Origin of the sequence: Spirosoma endbachense, from assembly GCF_010233585.1 — a bacterium.
GTDB lineage: Bacteria > Bacteroidota > Bacteroidia > Cytophagales > Spirosomataceae > Spirosoma > Spirosoma endbachense.
This window is the reverse complement of sequence record NZ_CP045997.1, coordinates 5,187,487-5,212,331: the sequence shown is the minus strand read 5'-3', so window position 1 is coordinate 5,212,331 and position 24,845 is coordinate 5,187,487. Positions and strand designations below refer to the sequence as shown.

Below are 24,845 nucleotides of genomic sequence, written 5' to 3'. Positions count from 1 at the left end.
CCAGCCCCGTGCAGATGGTAGTAGTCCTAGGCCCGTAAGCGACTGAGGTCCGAGTGGCCGAGGATAACCCGAATAGAGATCCCAGCCGAAAATAAATTGGAGGCGAGCGGCTTGGAACAAACTTCAAGCCTGGTCGGAAATGACGGAACGAAGTAAACCTCATGAGGCAAAGGCTGGCTGGTTTAAGTGAGGATCAAACAGCCGGACAATGGTAGAGGTATTTCCAGAGGAAGAGGTGGATTCCTGTGTCAAAAAGGTGGACTCCTGTGTCAGAGCCCCCCAAAAGGTGATTTTGCTCAGAAAAGGGACCCCTATACACCCTTTTTCAACGTTATCCACAGCTATCCCCTCTGACCTGTGGATAAAATGTACAAAAAGGATGGTTGGAGACTGCTATTGACTGCCATTAGTAGCCGGGACATAGACAGGTACTTTTATCCCAAATGCTGGTACTGAGATCCCAACCTACAGGTTTTGCATCAAAAAATAAATATGTTTTTCGAGCCTCACTTTCACCACTATCACCACTTTTCTGTTTTCTATAAGTGACATATATTCTTAGGACCACCGTTAACTCACATGGCGAAAGAAACATTGGAAGTTTAAAGGTCAATCCATTGATTTGTTACTCAGTAAACCTAATCCCTCTGTTTAATGAGAAACTGCGAAGCTATACGTAGTTTATTGATTATTAACTGTATTTCCGCAGCTAACTTTTATGCCCATCTTAGTCCTTCAATTTATACTACAAATGTCCCTAAAAGACAGGTGGTGACTGTCAAGGTAGTATCGGCTGACAGAGCTAATTCCTGATTATGCAGCTCGGTAAGGACGGTTTCGCGCCGATGTAACGCTTCATGTTTGGGTATAAAAGAAGATAAATCACGTCAATCCACACTTTATGTTTAAGCCTATTCACTTTATTTGGGGGTTACTATCTACCCTATTGCTGATTATTGGTAAGCCTGCTGTTTTCGCTCAAAATAGGGCCTCATCTACTCCCGTTCCATCGACTGGCAAAGCTGGGGCGCTTAAGTCAGAAGATTTTAAATATTACGCTATTCTTAGGCGTACTAATATGTTCCAACCCTCTCAGTATAGCCTGAAGGGCTATCCCCCTAGTGGTCTATCGACACAAGCTGGATTACAGACTGGAATTGTGGTTGTTGATATACGTACAATGAAGGAAGTTGCCTGGTGGCCAGAGGGAACAACTTTTTTGCATGATAATTCTATCTACACGACCACAAATTCCTCATTAGGCACAAGAGTGATTAAAGTTTCAACCAATGGTACAATTCTTTATAATAAGCTTCTCAACTTAAATAAAAACGGTATCGGCTCAGGTTTAACCCTATCAGCGGACTTATTACATGTCTATTATCTCAATAACGGCGATGCCTGGATAGGGGATTTCAATATAGAAACAGGCGCCGTTTCGAATGTACATCAGGTTACCCAAACTGGGGTGATTCAGGGCGGTGAAACCTACATGAGACAGCAGACACTGTTAGCTGGAGGCTACATCATCAATACACAGGATGGGACATTTGAGCAATGCTGTAAATATGGATTTGTGCCAATTAGCAGTAAAGCCACTCGTTTTGTGTATGCATCCGGGGGGCCATTTGGGAAAGACGATAAAGTTTGGAGTTTAGAAACCCGAAAACCTGTTTTTGGCTTTCCAGGAGGGGCAGAACATTGGCTAAATGCTGAACAGACTAAACTTATTCGTCAGGCATCGAATGGGTACCAAATAATTGATCTTTCGCCGATTAAAAGCAATGCTGTTAACTGGAAAGTAACGGCGTACAAACATCCTACTTATCTGAGTACCATTTGGACTTCAGCTAAAGCCCGCCTTTCGCCTAATGGAAAATATTTGTTCCAGGCTGGTGGCGAAGGCCCTACGAGTGGTTTATACATACACGATTCTGAAACGTATAAAGAATCTTTTCTTCCGATGAATCTGAAAAAGAATATGTGGAGAGGAGCCAATTATGCACCAGAAGCCTTCTGGACAGATAATTCTCATCTAATCTTTAAAGCCGATGAAGGGTCTATAGTGAACGGAGAAATGATAACTACGGCCAATCAGGGAACATATATTATTGATTTGAATACCAAGAAGGCTAAGCGTATAACACCTTATTTAATCGACGTTGATAAAGATAAAGTCCTTCGGTTCGCGGACGCTGAGATGATATTATTTCAGGCAAATAACAATCTGTTTACTTGCTCTTCAAATGGCGATAATCTCAAGCAAGTAACATCACTCCCAAATCTATATAGCCTTGAATATCCATTTTTGGACGATGAGGCTAGGTAAAACACTTTGCTTAAGTATCAGGAAGGCTTTCACAGGCTTAAAATATATACCCCATTGGCCACTGTTACTATCATATAGTTGGCCCATATAACCCCTTATCATTATATCGGATGAGTAACTCTACCAACTTACGAATAAACACACGTTGCACATTGTCAGTATTTTTTATTCTGCTTTTTGGATTGTTCTTTTCATGCACTAGCGAAAAGGGTTCATCAGGTGAGGTCAATCCCGTTTTGACTAAGTTATCAAGCGAAGAGAAAAAGAACGTAAAACGCCGAGAAGAGGCTCTTTTGAACAATACTCAAGCGATTGTCCTATCAACACAAAAATATTGGGATCATGTTGAGGAGTTTACCCAAGCTTCTCCTGGAGATCGCTATATTCCTTATCCAGAAGCAGAAAAGTTTTTACCTGCCACAATTGGATCGGAAGCTTTAAAATTTGATACAGGTGGGCAACAGTCATTTTATGAACTTGGTAGATTTAAGTATGGCAACAAGATGACTGTATTTTATAAATTTTCCCATAGGCAGCCCTTTTCCGCTTGGGAGTTAAGGGAATATATAGCTCAAGCGTCCAAACCCAACATTGAAACACGTGTATTGAGTCCTCAAAATGAAGTATTAATTATTTCAATAGATGACAGAGAAGCTAACAGTGATTATTATCCGATTTGCGGCATACTAATAAATGGATTCGCTAAACTGCAAATTACCTTCGGCGAAAAATTATCGAAAGAACAAAAAACCAGTTTATTAAATGAGCTTTTGACAAAAATCAACTATGATAGTGCTATAGCAGCCATGTCCCCCAAATTATAAAACCTGGCAAAGGGTTTCGTTTATGTAGAATACGTGGCTTAACAAGATAGCTTTCTGAGTCTTAGTCGGTTTTTGTTGGCAGAATTCACCTTCTAAAGAATATCTACCAGATCAATCAGTACAAAGCTTTTAATCAATCGCACAAAACCTATCCTCAATCAATATATTATAGGTACCCAATTCACCCCTCCATTTCCTGCACCCGCTTTTCAATAAACTCATTGATCTGCACCTGAAACTCGTGGAGCTAAAAAAAAATAAAAGATGTTTTTAAAAACTACATTTTCTACACATCCTACACCTGGAATCAACTAGTGGGTAATTAAACGCGACTGGGACTCTGGTTTCGTCAGATACCCACGGTAGTGAATTTTAGGTGGGTAAATCACTGTTACTAACTCGGATAATTACGCCATGTGGGAGATCGCTTACGGGCATCATTAAGCTCAGTAGTAGAGTATCGTTCGATTGGTAATAACAGGAGTTTGGTTCCTGCAACCAATCGATTCGGATTCTTTCCAATGACCTCTTTGTTTAAATCAAAAATCAGTGGCCATAAATCCACAGCACCGTATTGTGCTCTTGCAATGGCAGACAGGGATGACCGCGTTGGATCACTTGGTATTACCTCAATTCGATAGCCACCCGTTATAACTATATCCCCTAATACAGCAGGGGGCTTTTTGCCTTTCGCGTCAAGAAATTTCTCAAAATCTGCATCAAGTGCTTCTGAGGACGAAAACTTGGCGAAGTTGATGTCGAACACGGCCAGCGATTGCCGAACCAGTACAGCAAGTAAGCCTGCCTGATTGGCTAAGTAAATGAGTTTTTCATCAACAACTGCATTGACAATAGAAAACAGGGGCTGTGATGTATTGACGACGAAGGTGCCTTGTCTATAGAATTTAGACAGCTCATCTAAACTATTGAAAAGTCCATAGCGATCAATGATTTTAATTCCGCTTAGGGTCTTACTGACAAGAATTAAGTGGCCGACATTGTTCTCTAAAGATTTAAGTACAACAAGAAGCGGCCGATCCTCCTGAATAGCTAGCCGCTTTAATTCTTCGAAGGAAGTAAGCCCTCGTCGTCGTGCTGTATCAATCTCAGAAAAAACTACACCTAACCTTCTCAAGGCATCAGCAATGAGCCTATTGGGTGTCCCAGATGTAGCTATCGTCTCTAAGGGAATACCGATTGCCTTAGCGATTTCAGATACACTAATTGCGATTCGATAACCAGCGCGCTGGAGGGCTTGTCCAATGGCAATGGGAGCACATAACCCACCCCTAAGCCAACGCCATATAGTTAAATTAGTGAATTGTTGAACAATTGCCCTGAAATAGGTGGCTGACTCCTTTAAAACTTTACCCTGTGGAACAAAATTTAATACGCGCAGAAAATCTTGTACGGCGCCCTTTAGCGATCCATCAGCAGCCCCTTCCCCAATTCGTGCCAGATCAACATACATGGTGTTGAGGTAGTCAGCGCCACTCGCTTTAGCGGTGGCGATATAGACCGCAAAATTACCCGGATTCTCAAGAATATACTGTTCCAATTCAGCGTGATACGCTTTATTCCGCTTTGCCCACCAATCGGCGCATTCGGATCCAATCATCATTCCTTCAGCCATATGGAGTTCTTCAGTTTAAGGGCCTATTTTACTGGCGCTTCAGCGTGGTGATTTCAGGCAAATTGACCGCCGCCGGGCGTAACGAATCTGGTCATACTATGCTGTCCTAATTAATTGCAGACAGGGCCGTATTTCCCCGTTTTTGCGGGAATGTATGAGCGGTTTCCAAGCAGTATATTTTGCTTATTATCCATTCCTAACTGGAAGTACCCCGGTTGCCCATTCTCAGCCGTAAGCACAAGCTGAACGCTTCCTGAGCGGGCCTGCAAACTCCAGGTGCCCGATTCCGTTTTAGGACCTGACATATCGAAACTGGCCTCTCCATAGAAGTTATAAAAGCCCTGCGGACATAAATCCAGTTTCTGAACCCGGGTAAATCCTCCGGTAGACGACCGGTACGTATGGAAATAGTTAAGCCGGGTTCCCGACAGAATTTGTCGCCACTGCGCTACCTGATCAGTTTCGCTACTGGTTTCTATGGCCTCGTTGTCGGTGTTGTCGTCCTGCGGGTAGGCCAGGACTCCGATCAGAAAAAACAGGCCGATGGCCCAGATTTTTGTGGATTTGGGATTGGTTTTCATGGTATTTCTAACGGATAACAGATCTTTTCAAAATCGTTCATACTTAAAAGAAGCGTGATGACGAGTGAGCCCACCGGAAGATTATCTTTCTACTTTCTTCTTTCCATTGCCTCTGGTGCTCAAAAGCGAACCGACTAGTAGTTGGTTGCTCTTGAGTTTGATAAACCGTGCCTCTTGTAAAGGTCGTGGCTCAGGTACTAGCACGCTGACCGGGCTGCGGAGTCATCGTGGCGTAAATCTTCTTGCCATTTGTCGTCATGTGCGTAACCGTTTGGCGGCTGCTCCCTGATTAGATCGAAACCAACTTCATCGATAACTATCCCCTTACCCGAAACGACGACAACCCACACTCGTCAATAACTACGTGCGCTATAGGCTTTCCCCCGATTCCCTGGGTTGATTTCTGATCCGATCATGATGGGACTGTTAGCCTTATTTTTCTTTACTACAGGACAAAGATGAGCGGATAATCCCAGTCGGTTATTCATGGTTTTCTATGCTATTCGATCAGGGGAAACCATGATTTTTTGGATCATGGAAAACCATGATTTTTTGGCCAAGTAGCGCGGTAAGCTGCCAAATAATAGTAGCTTTCCGTATCTAATCGTTTGTGCTGATGCGACGTTTTATCTGTCTGATAATCTGCACCCTTATGCTGGCTACGAGCCAGGGGCAACCTGCTCCCCCGCCCGAAGAGAAACAGTTAATTCAACTGAGCAAACTTCCGGTTAGCTACGGTCGGGATACAGCAGTAGCCTATCTGCACGACCGATGCGCCCGGCACTGGATCATTCAGGGCATGCCGCAACGTGCCGACGAACACTTACGACGTTTTGAGGCTATCAATAAAAACTATACATGGCCTTTTGGAGAAGCACTGCTTTTATACCGAAAAGGGCACTACCAAACTGTACTGGGTAATGCGACCCAGGCAAAATCTTATTTTTTACGGGCATTGGAGCGGCTAATTCATCTGAACCATCCCGAAGTGCTGCTGGCGGCTTATACGCAGATGAGCGCCAATGAATTAAATAGCGATTGGGCGGACTCCACCAGTACACAAGTGGCCATCCGTTATTTACAGAAGGGTCGAAAAATATCGCTGAAAACACCGAAACGATTGTTTTATTCAGCACTCTGTTATCAACTGGGTCGGGCGTATCTGCAATTACAGGATTACAAACAGGCTCGTTACTATTTAACCGAATCGTGGCAGGAAAGTCAGCGAACGGGTTATAAGGAGATGACATTTTACCATAGCCTGCTTTTCACAATCTGTTACCTTCACCTAGGTGACCCGAGACACCGGCAAACCTGGAAAAGCTGCCAATCTTATTTACCCAACCTGAGTAATCAGGAATACTTCGATTATTTCACAGCCCTGTCAGCTATGCACCGCTTTGAGCAAGAGCCTCCCAAGCTACTTTCGGATGGATTGAATATGCTATCGTATGCAACGGCGATAAAGTCCCCGACGAAAGTGCTTCAATCGCGCCGTATTGTCTTTGAGGCCTATAAGCTATTGAATCAACCCCAATCCGCATTACAGGAACTGGAAATCATAAAGCAACTTGAAGATAGTACACAACGCCAACGCTCCAAAGTGCTACTCGCCGAATTGCAATTGAAATACGATGCCAAACAGCATCAGGCCGAGCTTGCCCGCTTAACCATCGAAAACCAACGTAGTCAAAGTAGGGTATTGCTTGGCAGCATTCTCATTTTGGTCGTGTTACTAGGTATTATTGTTTATAGTAACCGTCGCCTTCGTCAGAAAAACCAGGCTATCCGAGCTGCTCTTTTGCGGGGGCAAGCCCTCGAACGCCAGCGTGTTGCAGCCGACCTCCACGATAATCTGGGCACTACCCTCTCCGCCCTCCGCTGGACTCTGGAAGCTATGGATAGATCCAAACTATCCCTTATGGAACAGAACGCCTATGCGACCATCAGCCTACAAGTTGATCAGGCCTACAATGATGTTCGGCTCCTCTCCCACAATCTACTTCCCGACGAATTAGCCAGGCAGGGACTACCTGTAGCGCTCCAGGCCTTATTGACGAAACTGAATCACAATACGTCTGTATGGTTTAAACTGACAGGGATTGAGACTTTACCGAGATTAAATGCCCAAACGGAATTTGAGTTATATAGTGTCTGCCTGGAATTGCTCAATAATACGATTAAACACGCTAAGGCGACGGAAGGGTACATTAGCTTTAGTCAGGAAAATGGAATGCTCCATCTGACAGTCGGTGATAATGGAGTAGGTTTCAGCAGCCAACGTAAAGATGGACAAGGATTACGGAACGTAACAGCACGGGTTAACACACTGGGCGGTATGTGGCAGGTCGATTTTAGGCCGGAAGGCGGGATACGAAATCAGATTGTTGTGCCGCTTAAGACAGCCGTCCGTGTTTCATCGCGAACTTGATCCTACTGACTACACGCTTTACCCCTAGCTTTTGTATCAGGTGTTTGCGGTGGGCTGCGGTGTCCGTCTCAACTAGGTTCAGTTGTTCATTGAGCCGTTTCAGAACTTCAATCGGCTGCTTCTGGATGTATCCTAGAGATGTAAGCTCAAAATACACAAGCCCATTAGTATGTGAAAGTCTCTAAATTCAATAGCTCTGAACTGTAGCCTGACTAAATAAGGAATGCCCGGTTCCCTGCTGAACCGGGCATATACCTTAACTTTTACAACTTCATTTCAGAGCAGGCAGCTAGATACTTATTTACAATTACTGGTAGTAAATGAAGTACTACCCACTTGATTGCCGTTTAACGACATAACAGATGAAGTTGGAAACCCATCTTTATATATGTATGTATCTGTTCTTGTCGTTATTGTACCAACAACACCGGCGGAATTTTTCGGGGAGATTTTAGTAGTTAGCGGGTTGTTTTTGCCAAAAAGTCCCAGATTAGAGCCGATGGCAGTTACATTGAAAAAATTACTAGTCAATACAATCTTATGCGCTTCAGATAGTGCAACACTCGCAAATGCCAGCTTTTTATCATCATAGGTTAGGTCTGTACGAGTCTCTCCCCCAGCTTTCAGTGTTTCTACAAGAGAGGTGAGATTTCCCTGACTATCATAGCTAAGTTTAGACTCGGCTATATCGCCAGAAGTAGGCTGAATAGTGACTATCTGGCCAGATGCATTTAGTGACACTTTGTAGACAGCATTATTGTAACTATACTCCGTTAGCTTACCCCCAGAATAGGTAAAGACATACTTATTAAGTGAACTCCCCAATTTCTCTTCCACCGACACTAATTCTCCGCTAGTGGCATACGAAAATGTTAGCACTGTGCCACTGCTATAGGTAATTTTGGATACTCGTCCCTGAGCATCATAACTGATGGTCGCCGTATAACTATCACCAGTATACGTAACTCGTTGTGTTATACTACTTAAAATACAGGTTGTTGCGGTGGTGGTCGTTGCCGTCAGCGTGGTGAAGGTAAAGGTAGGGCCATAGGTTGTGCCTGATGCTGTTGTCAGATAAGCACGGATGGTATAGTTAGTCGCGGCATCGAGTCCGGTTAGAGCACTGGAAACACTGTAGGGCACAGCTACTGAAGAGGCTAAAGACCCTAATTCTGTTTTGCCAGTGTTACTTGCCAATGTGGGAGTTTGCGTGCCTTTGCTCCAAACATGACCATGCTGGCTGATGGCCTGGTCTCCAAGCTGATTCAGTACCGATACTGCCCGTGCGGTAGAACTGGTTATGCCCGATGTGGTTTGATTGTTGATAGCAGTACCAAACGTAGGGGTTGTGACGGTAGGTGTAGTCATAATGACGAAATCGCTAGTACTACTTACCGTTGTTCCACTCACTGTCACACTTATTTTTCCGGACTGGGCACCCTGTGGCACTTTCGTGACTAGCCGTGTTGTAGTAGCACTATCCACAGTTGCCTCCGTACTGCCAAATTTTATATTGTTATTGGCCGTTGTAGCACTAAAGGCTGTTCCCGTAATGACGACTTTCGTGCCAACCGAGCCAGTCATCGGTGTTACGCCCGTGATTGTTGGGGGATTTGCCGTCGGCGTTGTGGGCGTTGATGGTGTAGGCGTTGAGCTATTGTCTTTGCCGCAGGCCAGCACTAGAAATAAGCTCATGATTGACAGGTAAGCAAGTAAATTTTTTAACATGTGGATATGAATAAATGGTAATTGTTCAACCTTAATTCTAGTGCACTAGAGTTCGATAAATCCTCGCAATAAAGTTATTATTCAGCCGAACACAAAAATACGTTATCCCTTAGCGAATAGCTGTTTAGTCGTTGTATTTGCCTGACCACGATGCTCCTTTATTGTTGTTAAACCGGTTGACGTAACAGGTTCGTTTAAAAAAATTATAAATGTTGCTAAGTGCTAATTATATCTCATCCGCTTCTTCAGAGTTGACGTTAGTTGCCGTACCATCTGATATGGAGGTGGCCACCGTGCGGTTCCCCACGAGCGGCTAGCGGCCGGGACGCGGTCAACTGACAACGGAATTGGCGGGTGACCCGGCGGTGGTCCGAGGCAGCGAAATCTCTACTTTTACTACCCGACCAGGTGAAGTAGGCTAATTTGTTCGACAAAGTGATTTGATCGAATGGGGTCTGGTCAAGTCGATACCAATAGAAAACGCCCGATCTCATTGAAACCGGGCGTTGTATTCCATCAGCTAAAGGACAAACTAGGGTTTCAACAGTTTCACTTGCCGGTGTTCCTGAGTAGTATTGACCTGCAAGAGTAATAATCCCTTACCTGTACCAATAGGCACACTCACCCGTTCTACAGAACCCGCTTCGTCAAGCCGCTGCTGATGCAGGAGCTTACCCTGCATATCCACCAGATTCAACTGCACAGCCTGGCCTGCTACCCCCCGAATCTCGACATCGACGGTTCTACCTTCCACCGGATTGCCCAAAACGTTGACCTGTAATCCTGGTCCCGTTTCTGCCACACCCACTCGGGTGGGAGCCGTGCAGATCGATAACCAGTTGTAGAGGAAAGTAGCGGTTGTAGCGCCCTGTTTGGCACTCAGGGTAATACTCGGGTTATCCGTGTACAGATTGAGACTGTACGGTCCCGGATTGGTCGTAGCCGGCATCTCATTGACCACCGAGAAACTAATCGGTGAGCTGTCTACTCCGCCATACTGGGGTGTAAAGGTCACCCGACGAAGCCCTGTACTTAACACCTCACAGCTCACCGTCGATACCCCTACGATCGTAAAGCCCGCGGGCGTCGAAGGCATGGGATTTACCGTCAACTGGAAGCTACTGCTCACCTGTAAGCCACCTGGATCCAGAGCCGTTACCTGTACCGAGCTTACGCCAGTCGTCGAAGGTGTGCCGCTGATCAAGCTACCACTGACCGAGAGTCCACCGGGTAAACCTGTCGCCGAATAGGTTAAGGCTTGCCCATCAGGATCCGAGAAGTAGTTGTTCAGATTGAGCTGATAAGCCTGATTCACCAGAATGGTCTGGTTGGGAATACCACTTGTGGTGGGCTGCTGGTTGGGGTCAGTGCCACTCTGACAGGAGGCAAACCAGTTGTAGGCATAGCGCGCTTCGGTACTGCCCGCCTGATTAGCGACCAGGGTGATCACCGGGTTATCCGTATAGAGCTTTAAGGAGTAGGGTGGAGCCTCTGTCGTAGCCGCCTTTTCATTGACCACCGCGAAGGTGATTTGATTGCCATTAGACCCGCTGTACTGGGGCGTGAACTGGACCTGATAGCCCCCTTTGGCTTCATCGATGAGCGTGCAATTGACCATCTTGACGGCCTGAATGGCAAAACCACCGGGTAGGATCTGCAAACTGACCGGAGCGGCTTGCGGACTGGTGCAGTTACCCACCGAACAGGTAGCCGTGAGCGTATAGTTGCCCGGCTGAGTGAACGTGTAGATGTTACCATTGGCCTGGCCTGTTCCGCCCTGGGGGAGCCAGTTGACTGTTCCCGCACAACCCGTAGCGGTCACGGAGATGGGCTGGTTAGACGTCGAGGAAGCTGAAGCTTGCAGGGTTGGCGCTGACAGGGCTGTGTTACTGGTCACCGTCGTGCTGGCCACCGACGAGCAGCCACTGCCCGACAGCACGGTCACCGAGTAAACACCCGATTGACTGACGCTAGCCGTAGAGGAAGAAGGCCCATTGGGTTGGCTGACTCCAGCACTAAACAGGTAGGTGCTACCCCCACTTCCGGCGGTTAAGGTCACGCTTGTCAGAGCGCAGGTTAGCGGACCATTATTGGCCAAACTGGCAATAGGTAGCGCGTTAATGGTCACACTGGCGGTGCTATTGGCGGATTGGCCAGCTACACTCACGGTCAGGGTGAAACTTTGACTGCTCGACTCTGTGGCTGTCACTGTCTGGCTGAAAGCAGTTCCTGATGCATTCCCCATCGTTGTACTGCTGCCATTGGTCAGCGTGAAGGTATAAGTTCCTGTTACATTACCCAGCGTTGCTGTGAAAGTAAGGGGGCTGCCCGTACAAACCGTTATGGGATTAGCCGTCAAACCCGAAATCGTCGGTACCGGAGTTTGAGTTCCTAGGGTGAATTGGCCAAACATAGCCGTAGCTCCGTCCGTGGAGACCAGTCCAGCGGCCAAACCACCATTAGCCGAGCAGGAAATCGGATCCCACACACTCCCGTTGAAACGGACCACCCGTAAATTAGGAGACGAGGTGATCGACGGACTGGTCGCTACATTTTGATAAGCAAGTCCAACCTGAGCGGATCCACTGCCACTGGTATGGTCAATCTGCCAATACTCTTTATCGGAGATCACCGCCAGGCAGGCAGCCAGACTGGTAGACTGGGAGGGCGACGTCTCTACATACTGGGCCGTAAAAGCATCCGTTGGGGTTCCTTGTGGAGAAATGGAGGCTGGTCGATAGGTAGTGCCATTGCCCAGTGGAAAGGTGAAAGCCTCATCACCAATTTTGGCTATGGGTCCTACTACGTGCGAGGCATTACTGGCTCCAACGGCCTGGGCATTGTCGTTTAGGGTGAGCAGGTTGGTAGCATCCGTTTTCAGAATACCATCTACAAGGCTCAGCGATTGGCTGGCCGTAACCGGTACGGCCAGCACCATCGACTGACCGGCTGCGGTGTTTTGCAGCGTGAGCTTACCAAAGGTCAGACTGGTTGACCCGGCAATGGTCTGGCTGGCTGTTCCTGCCAGCAGACCTTCGCCCTGAGCCGCGTTGAAGCTACCGTTGTTGGTCACATTCGCCCGAAAGCTCATGCGGCCATTATTAGTCACTGAGCCGGTGTTGGTAAAGGCTTCACTCGTGACGAGCGACGTGCCTGTAGTAACAAAAAGCGTCCCCTGATTGACAAACTGAGCCATTCCGCGTAGGGAAAGCATAGTAAGCAAGATGGTTAGGAATAGACCTTGTTTCATAGATGAATTGTCGAATAGACCGTGAAGTTTTCCAGAAAGGATCAGCCGCAGGCGTCCGGCGATTAGCACCGAACCCTCAGGGCAGGATCCCTCCCTCAAATGCCACACCTAAAACCAAGGTTATTCAATGGTGACGCCTGCACTGGCGTAGCCGCTGACCGTATTGATTAACGTTAGCCCGGCAGATGTCGAGTTAAAGACGAGCAACAACCGGGTCCCTGCCGTAACGGGAATAGCCAGGCCTGATGTTACGCCAGAGCTGGTGGTGCCCAACCCTATAATACCCGTTAGGCCAGGCGCTAAACTAACGGTTGCCCCCCCCACGGGGGTAAAGGTATTACTCGATTCACTGGCTTTATATAACTGGGCATTGACGGTAACCGTCGTGCCGATTAGCGATAGTGCCTGAGTTGTACTAAAAAAGCCGGACAGGGAAGTGATCGTGCCGGCACGGGGAACGGAGAATGCGAAATTAAGTAAGACCCCTGCATTACCAGTGAGATCGATGGATCCTCCCGTAGTGATACCCGATGCAGAATTGCCAAAGCCCAATAAGGCACCTGTACCCGCCAGGCCACCCAGAATGGTCGTCATCGTAACGGGTAGACCCGAGGAAAAGGGAATTATGCTTCCCGCGGAGGAGCCTCCCGAGACATCAGCTGTCGTTGCCAGGCGAACCCATTGACCGCTTTTCCGGAAATAAAACCCGGCTGTTCCCCCGGTTTGGTACACCAGCAACCCCTCTGCCGGATTAGCCACATCGCCTGTGCTGTTGACTCGTGGAATCAGCAACCCTTTGGTACTGGACTGGACTTCCAGTTGAGCGCTGCCATCGGGGCTATTGGTACCAATACCGACCTGAGCTCTGGAGTGTTGGGCAAACAGGAGCAGGCCAAAAAGACAAAGCAATACATTGTTTTTCATGGTTAACGGAGGTTTAGTTAAAGACGTTTTCAATGAGAAGGCACAGGATTAGTTTACCGGGTCTTTATCTGATTGACCGGAAAAAGACCTTAAAGACAGGACAAAAGGGCTTACAGAGAGGTTTGTGGCCACTTCGCCCGAAGCATGCCTCACCAGCTGATGGTATTCCGCCAATAAGTTGGCAGGATCCAGCTACCGATTGAGCCGGAGAAGACAACTCTGGGGATCATTGTCGGAACCGCCAGGCGGGTTGCCGGTGCTACATGGGCATGGGGCTGACTGGCTTGTGATTTTGCTGAAGCCAGCGCGTTCAGGCTTAAGCACTACCCACTGATGAGGAGTAGTTACCTGTCTGTGGTGAATTGGCCAGCTTTATGGAGACTTGTAGGCTGGTCGATCGACTGACTAAATGAGTTGTAGTCAGATTTGCGAGTCGAACTGAAGTTATCTGGGAGGAAAGAGAAAGGTAGACCATTCGTATGATTTGGGAGGAAAGGTGGTAAGGCAAAGGATAACCTATTGTATTCAGTAGCTATAGAATTAGCCCATGAATTGGAGTATATACGTAGATATGAGCTACTTGGATTTACAATAAGTTTATATTTTTTGTTACTTGAGTATATTCTCTAAGTATTTATTGCAACAAAAACTTGTTTTAATGTACAATTACAACTGCTTGATATGCGAACGCATAGAAAAACGCCCGATCTCATCGAAACCGGGCGTTCGCTTCTAACCACCCTTTCTAGGTTATTTAGACCCAAAAAGGCCCATACCCAGCACCGGGTATTGACGCTATAATAAGTACTTATCAAAAAGTATATACCTGTCGGAAGTTCACTTAGCCAGCACCGAACTTAGTCGGCATACGTTGGTTATTTCTCCGATCCTGAAGGCTTTTTTATTACCAGCGCTGTTTCATATATGCCTGGCTTTGGGTAGTACAGTTGTACCTGCGTTAACCTGCCTTGCATTATAGAATACCGCTTCAGCGCTTCTTTACCTATTGCGACTATATAATAAGGTTGTCATGTTTGATACGCTCAAAAAATTAACCCAACTTGATGAACATTCCTGGTCGATGTTCAGTCACATACTGACTGAGCATCAGTACATGAAAGGTGAAACAATCCTGCAACCTGGTCAACTATGTAAACACATATTCTTTCTGCAAACCGGGCTTTTACGCAGCTTTCAGCTGAAAGCAGGTGACGAACGAAATGTGGCCTTTAGCCTTGAAAATTCGTTTTTAACCGATTTAAAAAGTCTGCGTAACGAGCAGCCAAGCGAATTGACTATCCAGGCACTTGAGCCCTCATCCGTATTGAGCATGGCCAAAGTGGATTTAGTTGGGCTTTATCAACAGTCTCATCCGATTGAAACTTTAGGCAGAAACTTGCTGGAAACTCTTTTGGAAGAGCAGGAAGAATATGCGTCCTGGTTCACCTTATATTCGGCCAAAGAGCGATATGATTTATTACGTCAAAAGAAACCCGATCTAATTCAACGGCTTCCGTTAGGTCAACTGGCATCGTATTTAGGGATTCGTCGGGAAACATTAAGCCGAATTCGTCGCTTGAAGTAGGACTCTTTTTTGACTTTTGTCACACATTCGCAGCTCACTGCCTACCTACCTTTGCTAACCTTAAACGATGGAAGCAATGGATCTAAATCAGGTTAAACAGTTAGCCCTCAACTTCATTGAAGAAGTTTGGAATCATCAACAGTATGACAAGCTCGATGATTATCTTCATCATGACTATGTTGACCACTCATTACCAACGGCTTTACCAGCCGACCGTGTAGGTTTGTTAAAATGGCTTCAAGCCACCAGCCAATCCTTCGAACATCAGACGCTCATTGAAGATCAGGTTACCGAAGGCAATAAGACGATTCTAAAAGTTAAAATGATGATGACCCATATTGGTTTATGGCGTGGTATTGAAGCGACCGGTGCTCAAGTTAGTACAACAGGGTATCGGTTTTATCGAATTGCGGATGGCAAAATCATTGAGCATTGGGCTGCCATTGATGGGAACGTATTAGAAACCCAACTAAAGCAGAAAGTAAACAAGGGCTGCCAGATTCCAGAATAATGTATTAGTCCAGGATCAGTTATAAAATCGATACGACGATTAGTACAGACTTTTCGCAGCAACAACTAAAAAGTCCGATTCAATCGAACCGGACTTTTAGCACGACATCAAAGGTTGCAACTACCAAAGCGGGCCACCCTGGCGGGGCCAGCTATCAAATAGAGTTCTGTAATTGGTCTTTTTCAGTCGAAATACCTGTCAGTTGCTTTTCTTCCAGCGGTTGCTACTCTCCTGTTGAATCCAAATGAATTCCATTGGAGCGGTTTTTCAACAACCATTATGTCTACTCTTTACAGCGATTTGAAGTTCATAAATTGTTGGCGCAAATGACCCTATACTTGTCATTTTCACACCCGTCAGAGGCAGAAAGTCGACCGTATATTTGTCGGAGCTAGTCAGTATTTAAACACAACTACTTATGAACCAGGAAGTCACCAACTACTTTCAAAAGCTGCCGAAATGGCAAACTGCCGTTTGTGAATCGCTTCGTACAATGATTGCCGAAACCGTTCCCATCATTGAAGAGAGGATGCAGTACGGAAAACCGCATTACTTGAAAAATGGTCACTTTGCCTGTGTCATCCACGCAGCCAAGGAAAAGGTATCTTTTATGATCTTTAATGCCGGTGAATTGCAGGAAATTAAGGGGTTTTTCAAGTCGATGTCAACCCCTGACCGAAAAACCGCAGCGATTATTGAAGGCCAGGAAGTGGATTATGGCCTGTTGGCAACTCTTCTGAAACAGGCATCCGAATCGTTATGAAAATTGAGGTAGCTAACACCATTAGAATCACCGACACGACGATAGGATCGGTTAGCGGATGCTACAGTGAACTCGTGGCGAATTGAGTACGATTCGGAAGAAATATTTATTGGTTCAAGAAAAACAGCCTACAACGGACCCCGTCAGGGAGAGCTATTTGATATCTAGTTCGCTTTGGTAGTTGCAACCATCAAAAAAACGGTAAATCTATTTCGGTCTCAGGCATTGATCAGCTATCGCATACAGGTTTTCGAGCTGGCCGTGTTCCTCGACAATATCCAGATACTTGGATTCCTTTTGCCCTCTCCCATAAGTAGGCATCAAAGCGGTATCGTTGTAAAAGTTGAGCGTATAGTCAGTTCCAGAACTCTTGATGTGTAGCTTGCTTAGCAGCTATATACCGTTAACAGTTCGCACAATTTTAGGTCGGGTTGATTGCTCAAGTACCGGCCGATCGGCTACCGAGTCGATCTCGGGAGTTAGTGGAGCAGGCATGGGATTACTCAAGACATTGGCCAGCTTGGTATTGTCAACTCTTTTAGATTAGACCGATTTGCCGAAGTTGATGAATGTCAAATGGGCCATGCAATACCAAATCGACGGGCGGCTACGCCGATAGAATAATCTGTCGATACACTATCGGCCAAGTTTGGCACCCTTGGATTAGATTAGCTATCCTGGCCAGGAGTAAATAACCGAAATAGTATATTTCTCTGAATTTCAAGAAGAGCCTACCTGTAGCGGCTGTTACGAATCATCATAACTCTATATTGCAAATAGAATTATAATTTAATTTCACTTTGTAGCATCGGTCCAACCATTACGTTTAGCTTTGGTCGGTTTTTCATTTGGAGAGTCAAACAACGCGGCAAGAACACGGCGTTGGGCAACTTCTGGCGAAATTTTTTTACCTATTAGATAATCCCGAACAGAATAAATACAGTAAAAAGGGCGGTCACCCTTGTATCGGTACCTGAGCTCTCCAGATAAGTGAATCCGTCGAAGCGTTTCGTGCGAAACGTCTAGCGCCTTCATTGTTTGGGCACGATCCAGCCAGGCAACTTGTAGCAGTAATGACCGAAGGAAACTAAGTTCCAAGCCCTGCTCATGGACTTGCCTCTTCAAATTTTCAAATTCTTCATAATCAGGAGCCTGAACCATAATTAAGCAACCCTTTGGTTTTTCCAGCCGTTGTATACCTAGCTCTACCTTGGCTTTTTTATAAGTTTCAATGCCACCAAAATCTCTTTATTAGAATCTTCACTGATAGTTATGTCCCTCACACAACTTTACCATATGCTTTTTAATCCTCATCAGTAGTCATCAAAAAGCATATCTTCTCCAAAGACCTCTTTGATCGAGTATATCTGCACAGCTCTCCCGCTTAGAACGTTTGATTGCAGCCTTCGAATATACTAGGAATTGCCCTTTCTCTGATAAAATTAAGGGAGTGATTGGTACTATATTGGTCAACTTCCCGCAGCTATGACCGAACGGTTAAGACTTTATGTAATCTGATTCTTACTAGAACTTCATAAGCGGAATCATGCAGTTCACTTCAGAATAGCCATAGTCAGGAAGATATCTGAACTAGGCTCGTTACTAATGATGCTTTTTATTGATGAAGGCCCGACGAGAACATTCGGGCCTTCACATTACCTACTCACTGAGCCGATTGATCTCGGCCTGGATGTTGGCAATTCGCTGGTCACAGTAGCCGATCTGCGGATTCTCTGGGTTCGCCGCCAGCAGCTGCTGCTTTAAGTCCTTCCAGGCAGTCAGTTGGCGCTGGTTTAACGCCAGCGGAGTAATGGGAATATTACCTTGCTCTGGGTTTGATAACTGGTTTCGTAGGGCTTCCCAGTCGGCTAATTGTTGCTCGTGGGCATTGGCTTGTGAATCGGGATTGTTGGTGTTATCCATGGGAATAAACAAGGGATTGGTAGGGTGGTAAGAAACCGGCCCGGTTGGTTGAAAAATGAAAACTGGGGTAAGTTTTTGGCATCCGCTAACGGGCTAGCTGTACGGCCGTTGCGGCCAGCAGCAACCACAGACTGGCTGCTAACAGTGGAGGAATGGGTTTGTAGCCCATTCTGGGTTCAGTCAAAGAGTTGTCCATCGGTACTAAAAAGTGGGGTTAATCAATTGACGATTAGTAGCGATTTGCTCATCGTCTCAGCAGGGATGTTCACTCATCAGTATAGGTCAACTCGGCACTGACAATGGCATAGATCTTCTCGATGTGGCCACTTCGTTCGGCCACGTCCAGCCAGCTTTCCCGCTCCGATCGCTTATGGGCCCGGATGTTGACGTGGTATAAATAATACAAGCGGTCGTAGACGCGGCGCCAGATATCCTGCTGCTTGAGGTTATTGACCCGACAGTAGCCATTAACAATGCGTTGGATCTTTATCCGGGTCGTTTCAATGGGTAAGGGCTCGGTGCTACGGGGAACATCAAGCAGTGATCGGGCGGCTTGCTGTTGGGAATCGAGCATTTGCTTCAGCTGCTGCTCCAGATCGGCGATGCGTTGGTCGTGCTGACGGAGGTAGTCGGCTGGTAGCGGTGTCTGGCCCGCTTCCCGCAGTCGCCGGCGCGCCTGGGAGAAGGATTTGACTAGCGTAGCTTTGAGTTCGACAACTCGTTTAGAATTGCGGCTGAGCGTACCAATGAACAGCGCCTGGTCTTCGGTTAAATAAGCAACAGTGATAGGCTTGGTGCTTTTCTTTTCTGGTTGAAGATTCGCCGTTTGAAACGGCGAATCTTTTTTACCTGACTCTGTTTCAAAGGCGACCCTGCCAAAGTCACGCTCGATGGCCCGTTGATGGGTTCGAATTGTTTCCAGCAAGCTCTTATGATTTACTCCTAATCCATGAGCAAAGTCAAGGCTGCTAACGGTTAACGTCTCTCCCGACGTGCGTACCGGAATCAGATGGATGTTTGGCGTAGGTTCCATCTTAGTAGGTAGCTGAAGGGAAAACAATTCCGGGAAAATCAACATAGTGCTCGGTTAAGGCCTCGTAGCTCACCCCACCGTCGAGCAACTCTTCCCCCATCTCTTCCAAGACGTAACTCACATTTTCCTGGGGTAGCAGCATCAGCCAGTCCAGATGCTCATAGCCGTACCACATGGCTGTCATGCGCAACGCTTTCACCTCCCGAAACCAGCTATCATCAATAGCCTCCTCTTCACACAGGCGAGTAGCTAGCAGCACTTTGTCGGCATCAAGTTGCAGTATATGGCGCATCATGTTGCGGTTATCATTCTCGTAGGTGGCAATGGCATGGGCGGGATCGCCGGGACGGTTGGGCAGGAAGGCCAGGCCAATCATGTCCCATCCCCGGAACAGCAGAGCATAGTTGGCATTAGGATAGACCTGGGCCGTTGGGGTAAAGGCACGCAGCAGGGCAATACCATCAAGTATTGTCTGGTAGTGAACGGGTTGTGCCTGCAGGCGCTCGGTGAGTTGCTGAGCCAACTGATTCGGAGCGAGTCCGATCAAATAGGCATGTTGAGAAATGAATTCCTCAGCTGTAATTGAGGGAGTAAGCGTAGGCTGCCGATTATCAGCCGCAGAAGGGGTTTGTAGGCCATTTTCGGCCACTGATGGATTGGGATTTGCATACAATCCCCCACCCACGTAATTTTGATCCGTGGTCATTTTAATTAACTGTTAGGGTGAACACTGCCCCGCTGCTAGCTCTGCCAAGAATTTAGCGCGGGGTTTCTTTTTGCCTGTCAAGTCGGTTCATACAGTCCAGCGAGCAACCTCTTAGGTACTATATCGCCTTTTCTAAATCTGATTGACAATACAATAATACGAAATAGTATAGATATATCTGTACTTAATAGTTAAAAAAATACGTATTATCCAAGAGTTATTTTCATGGGCATGTCCAAAGCTAACGCTACTTTATGCAGTGTACCAACAGTAAGATTTTGCTTTCCTGTTTCGTAGCCACTAACCGCTGCCTTGGTTACCCCTAATATTTCTGCTAACTCCAATTGGCTAAGCCCCTTTTTCTGACGAGCCTCCCGTATTAACTGGCCAACCTGCTCTGTAATCTCTGACATAATAATCTGCTTTCCTGTAAATATAGCATTTTGACGCTTATAGGGTGGTGGCACATAGTTTTACTACCGTTAAGTCAATAGCATATATGTGAATAGGTATAATGTAGGAATCAACGCTTTAATTCAGCGATAGTGCGTACAATCGTAGGTTGGGCAATTCATAATATTCATGATTTGCAGCTGATTAGCCTGAAGCAGACAATCCGATTTGAACTCATTAATTAAACAAGTCGGTCATAGGTAGGGCTGTTGTTAGTGGATTGATGTTAGGCCCATTAGCGGCAATATTAGGGATTTGATTGAAACAGCACATACTTGGTTGTAAATTATTGGGATGTTTCAACTAAGTCCACTCAGGCCATACTTATTGGGGGCAGTAAAGCCAGTATTCGCCTTTTTGTCAAACGGAATCAAAGGAAGAGGCTGTTAATTGACGACAAAACAGGCAGGCCGAAAGTAACCCAGTAGGATGCTTTGGAATAGTTCAATTCCCATAATCATGTTGCCAGCTTATTAATTGTTAAGCCAGGCGTTACCGTACCAAAACACAAACAAAAAATAGCCGACTAATGGGATTGTTTGACTTTATAAAGAAAAAAGAACTGGTTGAAATTGCTGCCCTAAATGCGAAGCGTGAACAGGATGAACTACTTATTGAAAAGCTCAATGGGCAATTACAACACTACAAACCAATTGTAGATATTGAAGCTGAAGTAGATAGGCAAAAGAGAAATTTGGTGCAAATGGTCGACGCGAAAACAACTGAGGTAGAAGCCGCTAACGAAAAGTTGACTACGCTAAACGCTCAGTATCAAGTGGCCCTGGAAATGTACACCAAGTTGCGAAAGGAGGTTAACGTCTTCGAATCAAAACTGGATTTGATTGAATTTGGCGTGTACGAGCCGGTATACGACTTTGAAAAGTCAGACGAATATCGCGCTGAACAAACTGAATTCATCGAAGCGCAAAAAGCACTAATCAGTATGGACAAAGCTGCCCTGTGCGATACGCAGTGGACAGTAGAAGGTAGTGAAGCCAAAGGTAAAGCAGTAGTGCGGGTGTACAAAAAACTGATGTTACGAGCCTTCAATGGCGAGTGCGATGTATTGATCGCCAAAGTCAAGTGGAATAATATCAATCAGATGAAGGAACGAATGCAGAAGATATTCGATGCCATCAATAAGTTAGGTGAAGGCTTCAAAGTTTACCTCAACAAAGACTATTTAGGCTTTAAACAGCAGGAATTAGTTCTAGAATACGAATATCAAGCTAAGCGCCAGCAGGAGAAGGAAGCCATGCGGGCTATACAGGAAGAGTTGCGTGAGGAAGAGAAAGCCAAACGGGAGTTTGAACAGGCCCAACGCGAAGCCCAAAAAGAGGAAGCCAATTATCAGAAAGCATTAGATAAGGCTCGTCGGGAAGTGGAACTAGCGACGGGTGAAAAGCAGGACCGGCTGCTGACCCAAATTCTGATGTTAGAACGTGAACTGGAGGAAGCCCAGGCTAGGAAAGAGAGGGCTTTGTCGATGGCCCAGCAAACTAAGCGGGGGCACGTATACATAATTTCAAATATTGGCTCATTCGGCGAAAACGTCTACAAGATTGGTATGACGCGGCGTTTAGAGCCAGAGGATCGGGTCAAAGAATTGGGGGATGCGTCGGTGCCCTTCCAATTTGATATACATGCCATGATTTATTCTGACGAAGCTCGTACGTTAGAATACGAATTGCACAAAGCGTTTACTGACAAAAAAGTAAACATGCTCAACTACCGTAAGGAATTTTTTAACGTAACGTTGGATGAGATTGAGCAGAAAGTAAAAGAGATCGGTCTTAACGCGGAATTTTCGCGGCTTCCTGAAGCGATGGAGTACCGAGAGACGTTAGCTATTTTGGAGAAGCTCCACGCTCAAACGCCATTAGTAACGGTCGAACAGATGATTGCCGAAGAGTTTCCAAGTAGTTTGACTTAGAGGAAGCTGCGGATCAGTTTTATTGCTTATAATGCCAAGTAAATCCTAAATCACATGTACATAACAATAATGTGAATAGGTGGTGGAATAAAAAACGACGATGATCGGATGGAAATCATCCTCTACAAAAACTAGCGATTCGCAAGCTATTCTATGACTGCAAAACGAAATGAATCAGTCGCTGGATAAGCGGATATAGGAGCTGGTTGGATAATTGAAGCTAGTAATTAGTTTATGCACACAAAATATATCTAATTATCATAATCAATTAAGTCTACTTGCACACCTAGAAGCTTTGATGCATGGGACTCATCTGTTAGCTCAAGGATAGTACTATCTTCGATATATTTAGTAAACTCTTCCTGAGTATATTCTTCCCGCAAACTATCAATTATATTCTGGTTGCTAGAAATAATATACTGAAAGTTTGTGACTTGTGTCTTATCGTAAGCTACCTGGAAAAGAGTTGCTACTTGATGAGAATCAATTTCTGAAAGTAGTCGGCTATCATGAAATAAGAAGTTAACATTGTGGTTATGTTTTCCTTCCAATAGTGTCCAATCAAAACAGAAGATTTTTACTGCCCCTACTCCATCTCCTTTATCGTCATCAATCCTAGCGCGAATGTCAAATCGTTGCCGGTTAAAATCATCATTAATTTCTATTTGAATACCCGCGCTTTTATCCGAGTAGAATTGGTCCACAAATGAGCGAAAAAGCAAAATATTAGTTTCTAATAGAGCATAATTATGCTCTATATATCGACTAGTCTTAAGATTTTCCTCGCTTACTTGAAGCTTAATTTCTTCTAGCTTTCGCTTATACTCATTGATTAGTTTCCTGTACGTTTCAAGCTTATCAAGCTGTATTTCATAATCACGTACCTGGTTATTTAAGCTTGTAAACTCGTCAAGAGCTCCTTTACCTTTTAGGTATTCGGTAAGCCTATCTTTCTCTTTATTAAAAGTTGAAATGTCAGAGTCGAATTTTCTTAATTGGTTTTCATACCGTTTCTTTTCAGTAGTTAAGCGCTTTGAGCGATTCTCAATAATTTTTCGATGGAATTCTTCTACTTCTTCCAATCTACGTTTTACAGCATCATTTAGAGAAACCACAGCCTCTTGGTACAATTCAAGGACTTTGTCCCTTGGGATATCAGGTTGAATTTTTAAGCTATCATCAATATTCCTTAAGGCAATTCTATATGAATCTGCGGTCGATTCTATTTGTGCTACTTTACCCTTCAGTACATTTACCTCACGAAGGACAGCATAGTAATCATCAGCAATCCGAAAGCTGTCAAGACTTTTACGTAAGCGTGCTACTTTCTGCTTCAGATCTGTAATATCAATACTTAAATCTCTGTCACCCTCAAAGAATGATTTTAAGACTGGATCCTTCTCTGTGCTCCTACGGAGATTATCTAACTTATCGTATTCGTCCTTTAGATTGTATTTATCCGCCATTAAATTGACATCCAAACCTAGCAGGAAAGCATTGTTTAGTAATCGGTCATAATCTTGTTCTTTTTTTTTGTAAACATCATACGAATTGTAACTTTCTTTCTGAGGCCGTATAAACCGAGCTATTAATGATCTGAATGTTAAGTTTTTTATATTTTTGGGAATAATAAAAACTAGATCAGCTAGTTTCTTTTTATAATCATCAAGCTTTATTGATTCATTATTCAGCCAGATTACTTGTTGATCGTTACAAAACCTTGTAGCAGTGTAAGTAATTTCATTAATCTCAAACGATAGGGAGAAGCTCCAGTCCTCTAACTTACTTTCAAACTCTGCGTTTTTGTGCGACCCTAAGCAAAAATGAATTAAAGCAATAGTTAGTGACTTTCCGACACTATTATAAGTAGACTTTTTATTATCAGACTGATAATTGCCGTCCGCTCGCTTTCCAATAATTAAGGATATACCCTTCCTATTAAACTCGACAGTTTGAAATGACGCTTTATTCGATGAAAGTTTCAGTAGCCGCATTATAAAGTTTTCCTTCAGAATCGATATCTATAGAGCCTATGAGATACAGAAAATCGAGAGTCAAAACCAAATTATCTATTCCGTGAAATGTTCCTTTTAACTGCCGGTTTATTTTATCCATTCTGGCTATCAAATCATCAACCGTTTGCGGAGTGGCAGTTATGTCTCGTAACAAAAACGCGCCTAAACCAAGAAGCGATTCAGAAATTCTGATATGTTTGGTTGGCAAAATCATGATAACCGC

Annotated in this window: 19 protein-coding genes; 7 read left to right on the top strand and 12 right to left on the bottom strand. The window is 45.2% G+C overall.

What is annotated here, in order from left to right; all coding sequences use genetic code 11:
- Positions 1 to 901: 901 nt before the first annotated feature.
- Complete coding sequence (locus GJR95_RS21010; RefSeq protein ID WP_162387728.1) at positions 902 to 2,329, top strand: hypothetical protein; 1,428 nt, start codon at positions 902 to 904, stop codon at positions 2,327 to 2,329.
- 152 nt (positions 2,330 to 2,481) lie between these two features.
- Entirely contained in the window at positions 2,482 to 3,153 is a 672-nt protein-coding gene (locus GJR95_RS21005; RefSeq protein WP_162387727.1) for a hypothetical protein, read from the top strand.
- Between the two features lie 394 nt (positions 3,154 to 3,547).
- Here GJR95_RS21005 and GJR95_RS21000 read toward each other — a convergent pair whose 3' ends face one another.
- Together GJR95_RS21000 and GJR95_RS20995 are read right to left on the bottom strand one after the other, a co-directional pair.
- Positions 3,548 to 4,786, bottom strand: coding sequence for a LysM peptidoglycan-binding domain-containing protein (locus tag GJR95_RS21000; RefSeq protein ID WP_162387726.1), 1,239 nt, complete (start codon positions 4,784 to 4,786; stop codon positions 3,548 to 3,550).
- 110 nt (positions 4,787 to 4,896) lie between these two features.
- Entirely contained in the window at positions 4,897 to 5,367 is a 471-nt protein-coding gene (locus tag GJR95_RS20995) for a hypothetical protein (RefSeq protein WP_162387725.1), read from the bottom strand.
- A gap of 616 nt (positions 5,368 to 5,983) precedes the next feature.
- Between GJR95_RS20995 and GJR95_RS20990 the strand changes: the two genes are divergently transcribed.
- Positions 5,984 to 7,798, top strand: coding sequence for a tetratricopeptide repeat-containing sensor histidine kinase (locus GJR95_RS20990; protein WP_162387724.1), 1,815 nt, complete (start codon positions 5,984 to 5,986; stop codon positions 7,796 to 7,798).
- 297 nt (positions 7,799 to 8,095) lie between these two features.
- Here the strand turns inward: GJR95_RS20990 and GJR95_RS20985 are convergent, their stop codons facing one another.
- From GJR95_RS20985 to GJR95_RS20975, 3 genes are all read right to left on the bottom strand, one after another.
- Complete coding sequence (locus tag GJR95_RS20985) at positions 8,096 to 9,493, bottom strand: IPT/TIG domain-containing protein (RefSeq protein WP_162387723.1); 1,398 nt, start codon at positions 9,491 to 9,493, stop codon at positions 8,096 to 8,098.
- A gap of 565 nt (positions 9,494 to 10,058) precedes the next feature.
- Entirely contained in the window at positions 10,059 to 12,776 is a 2,718-nt protein-coding gene (locus GJR95_RS20980) for a hypothetical protein (RefSeq protein ID WP_162387722.1), read from the bottom strand.
- A gap of 120 nt (positions 12,777 to 12,896) precedes the next feature.
- Positions 12,897 to 13,700, bottom strand: coding sequence for an exosporium glycoprotein BclB-related protein (locus GJR95_RS20975; protein ID WP_162387721.1), 804 nt, complete (start codon positions 13,698 to 13,700; stop codon positions 12,897 to 12,899).
- 1,030 nt (positions 13,701 to 14,730) lie between these two features.
- Here GJR95_RS20975 and GJR95_RS20970 point away from each other — a divergent pair.
- The 3 genes from GJR95_RS20970 to GJR95_RS20960 all read left to right on the top strand — a co-directional run bounded on the left by GJR95_RS20970 (position 14,731) and on the right by GJR95_RS20960 (position 16,559).
- Entirely contained in the window at positions 14,731 to 15,285 is a 555-nt protein-coding gene (locus GJR95_RS20970) for a Crp/Fnr family transcriptional regulator (protein WP_162387720.1), read from the top strand.
- A gap of 67 nt (positions 15,286 to 15,352) precedes the next feature.
- Positions 15,353 to 15,796 carry an ester cyclase gene (locus GJR95_RS20965; protein ID WP_232540809.1) on the top strand — a complete coding sequence of 148 codons (444 nt, stop codon included), beginning with the start codon at positions 15,353 to 15,355 and terminating at the stop codon, positions 15,794 to 15,796.
- A 418-nt stretch (positions 15,797 to 16,214) separates the two neighbouring features.
- Positions 16,215 to 16,559 carry a DUF1801 domain-containing protein gene (locus tag GJR95_RS20960; protein ID WP_162387719.1) on the top strand — a complete coding sequence of 115 codons (345 nt, stop codon included), beginning with the start codon at positions 16,215 to 16,217 and terminating at the stop codon, positions 16,557 to 16,559.
- A 795-nt stretch (positions 16,560 to 17,354) separates the two neighbouring features.
- On the opposite strand, the gene GJR95_RS20955 is transcribed toward GJR95_RS20960, so the two are convergent.
- The 5 genes from GJR95_RS20955 to GJR95_RS20935 all read right to left on the bottom strand — a co-directional run bounded on the left by GJR95_RS20955 (position 17,355) and on the right by GJR95_RS20935 (position 20,688).
- Complete coding sequence (locus GJR95_RS20955) at positions 17,355 to 17,720, bottom strand: hypothetical protein (protein ID WP_162387718.1); 366 nt, start codon at positions 17,718 to 17,720, stop codon at positions 17,355 to 17,357.
- 498 nt (positions 17,721 to 18,218) lie between these two features.
- Entirely contained in the window at positions 18,219 to 18,482 is a 264-nt protein-coding gene (locus tag GJR95_RS20950) for a hypothetical protein (protein ID WP_162387717.1), read from the bottom strand.
- Positions 18,483 to 18,747: 265 nt separating this feature from the next.
- Entirely contained in the window at positions 18,748 to 19,515 is a 768-nt protein-coding gene (locus GJR95_RS20945; RefSeq protein ID WP_162387716.1) for a Rha family transcriptional regulator, read from the bottom strand.
- A 1-nt stretch (position 19,516) separates the two neighbouring features.
- A complete protein-coding gene (locus GJR95_RS20940) occupies positions 19,517 to 20,221 on the bottom strand; it encodes a hypothetical protein (RefSeq protein WP_162387715.1) in 705 nt (234 codons plus the stop codon).
- A gap of 206 nt (positions 20,222 to 20,427) precedes the next feature.
- The gene (locus tag GJR95_RS20935) at positions 20,428 to 20,688 is read right to left on the bottom strand and encodes a helix-turn-helix domain-containing protein (RefSeq protein WP_232540808.1); all 261 of its coding nucleotides are present in this window, start codon (positions 20,686 to 20,688) and stop codon (positions 20,428 to 20,430) included.
- Between the two features lie 515 nt (positions 20,689 to 21,203).
- Here GJR95_RS20935 and GJR95_RS20930 point away from each other — a divergent pair.
- Positions 21,204 to 22,607 carry a DUF4041 domain-containing protein gene (locus GJR95_RS20930; protein ID WP_162387714.1) on the top strand — a complete coding sequence of 468 codons (1,404 nt, stop codon included), beginning with the start codon at positions 21,204 to 21,206 and terminating at the stop codon, positions 22,605 to 22,607.
- 251 nt (positions 22,608 to 22,858) lie between these two features.
- Here the strand turns inward: GJR95_RS20930 and GJR95_RS20925 are convergent, their stop codons facing one another.
- Together GJR95_RS20925 and GJR95_RS20920 are read right to left on the bottom strand one after the other, a co-directional pair.
- Entirely contained in the window at positions 22,859 to 24,601 is a 1,743-nt protein-coding gene (locus GJR95_RS20925; RefSeq protein ID WP_162387713.1) for a DUF2326 domain-containing protein, read from the bottom strand.
- Complete coding sequence (locus GJR95_RS20920; protein ID WP_162387712.1) at positions 24,573 to 24,836, bottom strand: ABC-three component system middle component 6; 264 nt, start codon at positions 24,834 to 24,836, stop codon at positions 24,573 to 24,575. Before GJR95_RS20920 ends, GJR95_RS20925 begins: the two co-directional genes overlap by 29 nt.
- Positions 24,837 to 24,845 lie beyond the last annotated feature (9 nt).

Coding starts and splice junctions, on each gene's coding strand:
- GJR95_RS21010 (WP_162387728.1), top strand. CDS start 902: ATGTTTAAGCCTATTCACTTTATTTGGGGGTTACTATCTACCCTATTG.
- GJR95_RS21000 (WP_162387726.1), bottom strand. CDS start 4,786: ATGGCTGAAGGAATGATGATTGGATCCGAATGCGCCGATTGGTGGGCA.
- GJR95_RS20995 (WP_162387725.1), bottom strand. CDS start 5,367: ATGAAAACCAATCCCAAATCCACAAAAATCTGGGCCATCGGCCTGTTT.
- GJR95_RS20990 (WP_162387724.1), top strand. CDS start 5,984: ATGCGACGTTTTATCTGTCTGATAATCTGCACCCTTATGCTGGCTACG.
- GJR95_RS20985 (WP_162387723.1), bottom strand. CDS start 9,493: ATGAGCTTATTTCTAGTGCTGGCCTGCGGCAAAGACAATAGCTCAACG.
- GJR95_RS20980 (WP_162387722.1), bottom strand. CDS start 12,776: ATGAAACAAGGTCTATTCCTAACCATCTTGCTTACTATGCTTTCCCTA.
- GJR95_RS20975 (WP_162387721.1), bottom strand. CDS start 13,700: ATGAAAAACAATGTATTGCTTTGTCTTTTTGGCCTGCTCCTGTTTGCC.
- GJR95_RS20970 (WP_162387720.1), top strand. CDS start 14,731: ATGTTTGATACGCTCAAAAAATTAACCCAACTTGATGAACATTCCTGG.
- GJR95_RS20965 (WP_232540809.1), top strand. CDS start 15,353: ATGGAAGCAATGGATCTAAATCAGGTTAAACAGTTAGCCCTCAACTTC.
- GJR95_RS20960 (WP_162387719.1), top strand. CDS start 16,215: ATGAACCAGGAAGTCACCAACTACTTTCAAAAGCTGCCGAAATGGCAA.
- GJR95_RS20955 (WP_162387718.1), bottom strand. CDS start 17,720: ATGGTTCAGGCTCCTGATTATGAAGAATTTGAAAATTTGAAGAGGCAA.
- GJR95_RS20950 (WP_162387717.1), bottom strand. CDS start 18,482: ATGGATAACACCAACAATCCCGATTCACAAGCCAATGCCCACGAGCAA.
- GJR95_RS20945 (WP_162387716.1), bottom strand. CDS start 19,515: ATGGAACCTACGCCAAACATCCATCTGATTCCGGTACGCACGTCGGGA.
- GJR95_RS20940 (WP_162387715.1), bottom strand. CDS start 20,221: ATGACCACGGATCAAAATTACGTGGGTGGGGGATTGTATGCAAATCCC.
- GJR95_RS20930 (WP_162387714.1), top strand. CDS start 21,204: ATGGGATTGTTTGACTTTATAAAGAAAAAAGAACTGGTTGAAATTGCT.
- GJR95_RS20925 (WP_162387713.1), bottom strand. CDS start 24,601: ATGCGGCTACTGAAACTTTCATCGAATAAAGCGTCATTTCAAACTGTC.
- GJR95_RS20920 (WP_162387712.1), bottom strand. CDS start 24,836: ATGATTTTGCCAACCAAACATATCAGAATTTCTGAATCGCTTCTTGGT.